The 4,953-nt window shown below is 42.4% G+C and carries 3 protein-coding genes; all 3 read left to right on the forward strand.

The window, feature by feature from the left end; translation table 11 throughout:
* Positions 1-221: 221 nt before the first annotated feature.
* Positions 222-1,349 carry a cobalt-precorrin-5B (C(1))-methyltransferase CbiD gene (gene cbiD, locus IM496_RS12435; RefSeq protein WP_194013992.1) on the forward strand — a complete coding sequence of 376 codons (1,128 nt, stop codon included), beginning with the start codon at positions 222-224 and terminating at the stop codon, positions 1,347-1,349.
* A gap of 140 nt (positions 1,350-1,489) precedes the next feature.
* Entirely contained in the window at positions 1,490-3,115 is a 1,626-nt protein-coding gene (gene guaA / locus IM496_RS12440) for a glutamine-hydrolyzing GMP synthase (protein WP_002789801.1), read from the forward strand.
* Between the two features lie 249 nt (positions 3,116-3,364).
* A complete protein-coding gene (locus tag IM496_RS12445) occupies positions 3,365-4,633 on the forward strand; it encodes a DNA cytosine methyltransferase (protein WP_287662079.1) in 1,269 nt (422 codons plus the stop codon).
* The last annotated feature ends 320 nt before the right edge of the window (positions 4,634-4,953 follow it).

The following is a 4,953-nucleotide window of genomic DNA, read 5'->3' on the forward strand; positions in this document are numbered from 1 at the left end:
AAACTATCAACAACTCATACTTGTAAAGCTTGTATAATAGGGCTTTGAGTTTTTGTTAGATTGATATTTATCAACTTTAGAGCATTGCTGGACAGAGAGGGAGCTTGGGGAGTTTTCTACAGTGTAAGTTCGGAAGAACCAGAATCATCAAAAATAGCAGCAGTTGCCCCCTAGTTCTATAATCAGATCACGGCTAATTTGATTGGCTATCGATCCTATTCATGTCTATCTCCCCACCCCGTCCGGGTTACACTTTACCAGTTTTTGCCTGTGCCAGTGCGATCGCATCTCTCCAGCATCTCCACGGCGAAAATGAGCTAAATTCCGTTACTTTTAATCTTTTAGAACCGCCAGAAGCCGTTACAATTGCCATCGAACAAGTTGCCCGACTTAACCCCGATGCTGCCCTAGCCATCACCCGCAGCGATCCGGGGGATAATTTAGATTTAACTAGAAATACCCCTATATGGGCGTTAGTAGAAAGAAAAACGGGTAATCAAGAGATAGAGATTCAAGGCGGCGCAGGAATCGGCCTACAGGCTGATAATGGCGGAAAATCAGCTATTTATAGTTATGCCCAGCGTCTGCTGCAAAAAAACCTCAGACCCCTGTTACTGCCCCAAGAAAGCATCAAAGTGACGATTATCCTTCCAGAAGGCAAAAAACTGGCCACAAGGACTTCTAACGCCGCTTTTGGGGTAGTAGAGGGATTATCTTTGTTGGGTACCACTGGCATTTCCCAACCCCTGAGCGCTCCCGGACAGTTGGAAATCTTTCGCGAGCAATTAAAAATTTTATCTCTTCGTTTTGATCGTTTGGTGTTTTGTATCGGGGAAAATGGCTTAGATTTAGCCCCTCAAATGGGCATTAATCCTGATATTTTGGTAAAAACAGCCAATTGGATCGGGCCGATGTTATTAGAGGCACAATTACAGGGAATCTCTGAAATTCTTTTGTTTGGTTATCACGGTAAATTAATTAAACTTGCCGGGGGAATCTTTCAGACTCACCATCATCTGGCCGATGGTCGTCGGGAAATTCTCACCGCCTACGCCGCTAAAATGGGTTTAGCTACCCCCCATCTCCAGCAAATTTTTGACAGTAGCACCAGCGAAAACGGTCTGGAATATCTGCGTCAATTAGACCGGCAAACGGGAGATAATTGGGTGGAACGCATCTATAGAGAAATGGCTAATACTATCGATCGCCGTTGCCAAGAATACGTTTATAACCACAGTAACGGTCATCTTGGGGTCGGTTGTATTTTATTCGATCGCTCTCGTTCTTTGATCAGCAAAAGCGAAAATGGCATTAAATTTTTGCAAAATCTACAAGTTACCCCCCAGTGACCGTGCTATGATCGTGGGAATATTTAGTCTTAAAAAATGAAACTAATAAGGCTAGACTATTGTAGCTTATTTTCAGAACAATAGCCGATTTAGTTTACAAATCTTTAACCTTTTTCTGCCAGTTTCTTTTTTTGATCGTAGTGACAACTCAAACCCCCCTTCCTACCCCTCAAGAGACTTTGCCCTCAGAGTCCTTTACTAATAGCCTTAATCGTCAAATAATCATCATTCTTGACTTTGGCTCCCAGTATTCTGAATTAATCGCCCGCAGAATCAGGGAAACGAACGTTTACTCCGAAGTTCTCTCCTATCGTACCAGCGCCGAACAATTGGCCCAAATCAACCCGAAAGGAATAATTCTTTCGGGCGGTCCCAATTCCGTCTATGATCCTGGAGCGCCCCACTGTGATCCCGAAATTTGGAATTTAGGTGTACCCATCCTCGGAGTTTGCTACGGGATGCAATTGATGGTACAACAGTTAGGAGGCAGGGTAGAACGGGCAAAAAGGGCCGAATATGGCAAAGCATCCCTATTTATCAACGATCCTACCGATTTATTAACCAATGTCGAGGACGGTTCCACCGCTTGGATGAGTCACGGGGATTCCTGCGTGGAATTGCCTGCGGGTTTTGAAATTCTCGCTCATACCGATAATACCGATTGTGCGGCCATTGCCGATCACCAGAAAAAACTCTTTGGAGTGCAGTTTCACCCGGAAGTTGTCCATTCTGTGGGAGGAATCGCCTTAATTCGCAATTTCGTCTATCATATCTGCAAATGCGAACCCACTTGGACCACGGAAGCTTTTGTCGAGGAATCGATCCGAGAAATTAGGGCAAAAGTGGGCGATAAGCGAGTTTTATTGGCTTTATCCGGCGGTGTGGACTCCTCTACCTTAGCATTCCTGTTGCATCGAGCGATCGGTGATCAACTAACCTGTATGTTTATCGATCAGGGATTCATGCGTAAGGGTGAACCAGAACGATTAATGCAGATATTTAACGAGCAATTCCATATCGGAGTCCAGTATGTCAACGCTAGAAAACGATTTTTAGCGCAAGTTGCCGGTGTCACCGATCCCGAAGAAAAGCGCCGTCGTATCGGCCATGAATTTATTCAGGTGTTTGAAGAAGAATCAAATCGTTTGGGACCCTTTGATTATCTGGCCCAAGGAACTTTATATCCCGATGTGATTGAGTCGGCCGATAGTAATGTGGATCCCAAAACCGGGGAAAGAGTCGCGGTTAAAATTAAAAGTCATCATAACGTTGGTGGACTGCCGAAAAATCTCCGGTTTAAATTAGTCGAACCTCTGCGAAAATTATTTAAGGATGAGGTGAGAAAATTAGGCCGATCGATCGGTCTTCCGGAAGAAATTGTTCGTCGTCAACCTTTCCCTGGCCCCGGTTTAGCGATTCGCATTTTAGGGGAAGTAACCGCAGATAAATTAAATATTTTGCGCGATGCAGATTGGGTGGTGCGCGACGAGATTAATAAGCAGGGAATGTATCACGATTTCTGGCAAGCTTTCGCGGTTTTATTGCCTGTCCGCAGTGTGGGAGTAATGGGAGATCAACGTACCTACGCTTACCCCATTGTCCTACGTTTAGTCAGCAGTGAAGACGGAATGACTGCCGATTGGTCGCGGGTTCCCTATGATTTATTGGAGACAATTTCTAATCGCATTGTCAATGAAGTTAAGGGAGTTAACCGCGTGGTTTATGATATTACTTCTAAGCCACCCGGAACTATAGAATGGGAGTAGCATTGAATTATTGATTGATTGTTAGTCCCGTCCAAATATTGGGGCGGGATTTTTTATAAGCTATTACTATTGAAGTAAAGATAATTGAACAAATGATCCAAAAATTGATGAAAAAGAATTGCTCAAATAATTGCTTAATAATATAGCACAATTGCCTTTATTTACCAGACTGTTAATAAAACGTAAAGCCTTAACTATATCAGAAATACAGTATAATGAAATGCAGAGAATAGAGAGCTAATCATCAAAGTGAAACATAGACCAATTGCGATCGATTTATTTGCCGGCTGCGGTGGGATGTCCCTTGGTCTAGAAGCGGCGGGATTTGATATTGCTGTAGCGGTGGAGTTTGATGCAGTCCATTCCTTGGTTCATCATTTTAACTTTCCCTATTGTCAAACTATTTGCCGGGATATAGCCAAAGTAACAAGTAGAGAAATATGGGAATTATTAAAACTAAAAGGCTATGCCACCGATGTTAGTTTAATTGCCGGTGGTCCCCCCTGCCAAGGTTTTTCACTGATTGGTAAACGACAAATAGATGATCCTAGAAATTCTCTTGTATTTGAATATCTGCGGATTGTAGGGGAAATTAAACCCAAGTATTTTATCTTTGAAAATGTCCCCGGCATGGCTACGGGTAAACATAAACAATTTTTAGAGGAGTTAATCTCTGAATTTGAAGCTATTGGCTATGCAATCAATCAGCCAATTAAAATCCTCGATGCCAGTGAATACGGTGCGCCACAAAAGCGCAGAAGATTAATCTTAATTGGTAGTCGAAAAGACGTGACGATGGCTAAATATCCTTTGACAAAGACCGTCGATTTAAACCCAGCCAAAAAATCAGCTTTTACCAGCGTCTATGATGCGATTTCAGATTTAGAATTAATACCGGCCTTTATCGATACTGATTTAGGCATACCCGCATCAAAATTAGATTATAGTGGTAAGAGGAAAAAATATTCAATGCAGCCAAGGGATATTTTTAAACTTTGCCATCAAAGAACAGTAGATACAAAAATCTATGGACATATAGGCTCAGTTCATACCCAAAGAGCGATTGATAGATTTATCGTAACCGAACCGGGTACAGTGGAACCAAAAAGTCGCTTTTTAAAGCTTTCTCCCACCGGTTTATGTAATACTCTCCGGGCCGGAACTAATAGTGACAAAGGGGCCTATACTGCTCCTAGACCCATTCACTATTCTATTCCTCGTTGTATTACTGTACGAGAAGCCGCCAGATTACATACATTCCCCGATTGGTTTCAGTTTCACCGCACAATATGGCATGGTTTTCGTGAGATTGGTAACGCAGTTATTCCGCTATTATCGAAAGAACTTGGCTCTTCTGTGATGGTAGCAATGAATATTAATCCAGCCAATTTCAACCGAGTTATTTTAGAAAAAATGCCCGAAGACTTATTGCTATATAATGTGTCTCAGGCATCAAACTATTGGGGAATACCTGACGATGTTATCCCGAAAAGAAAACGAGGTGTCTCTCAGAAATAGTACAATTAACTGCCAATAGAACTTTAAAAACTCGCTCCCATCTTCCCACTCCCCCTATACTTTTTCAACAGGATTTAAGTAGCTGGTTATAATTAAATTAAAAATGGATTTTAGGTTCGATCCCCCCTGTCCCCCTTGATAAGGGGGGTGCCGATAGGCGGGGGGATCCCCCTTAATAAGCTATCCATTAGTCAGATCTTTCTTAACAAAAAGAGAAGAAACTTAAAAAAAGGGGAAACGATTGATAGGTATAGTTTTGAAAGAAGGAATTAAGGTGGAGGTAAGCAAAAAAATGGAGAAATGGGCAGCCCAAGAATTAC

Source organism: Microcystis sp. M049S2, from assembly GCF_020245625.1.
Lineage (GTDB): Bacteria > Cyanobacteriota > Cyanobacteriia > Cyanobacteriales > Microcystaceae > Microcystis > Microcystis ichthyoblabe_A.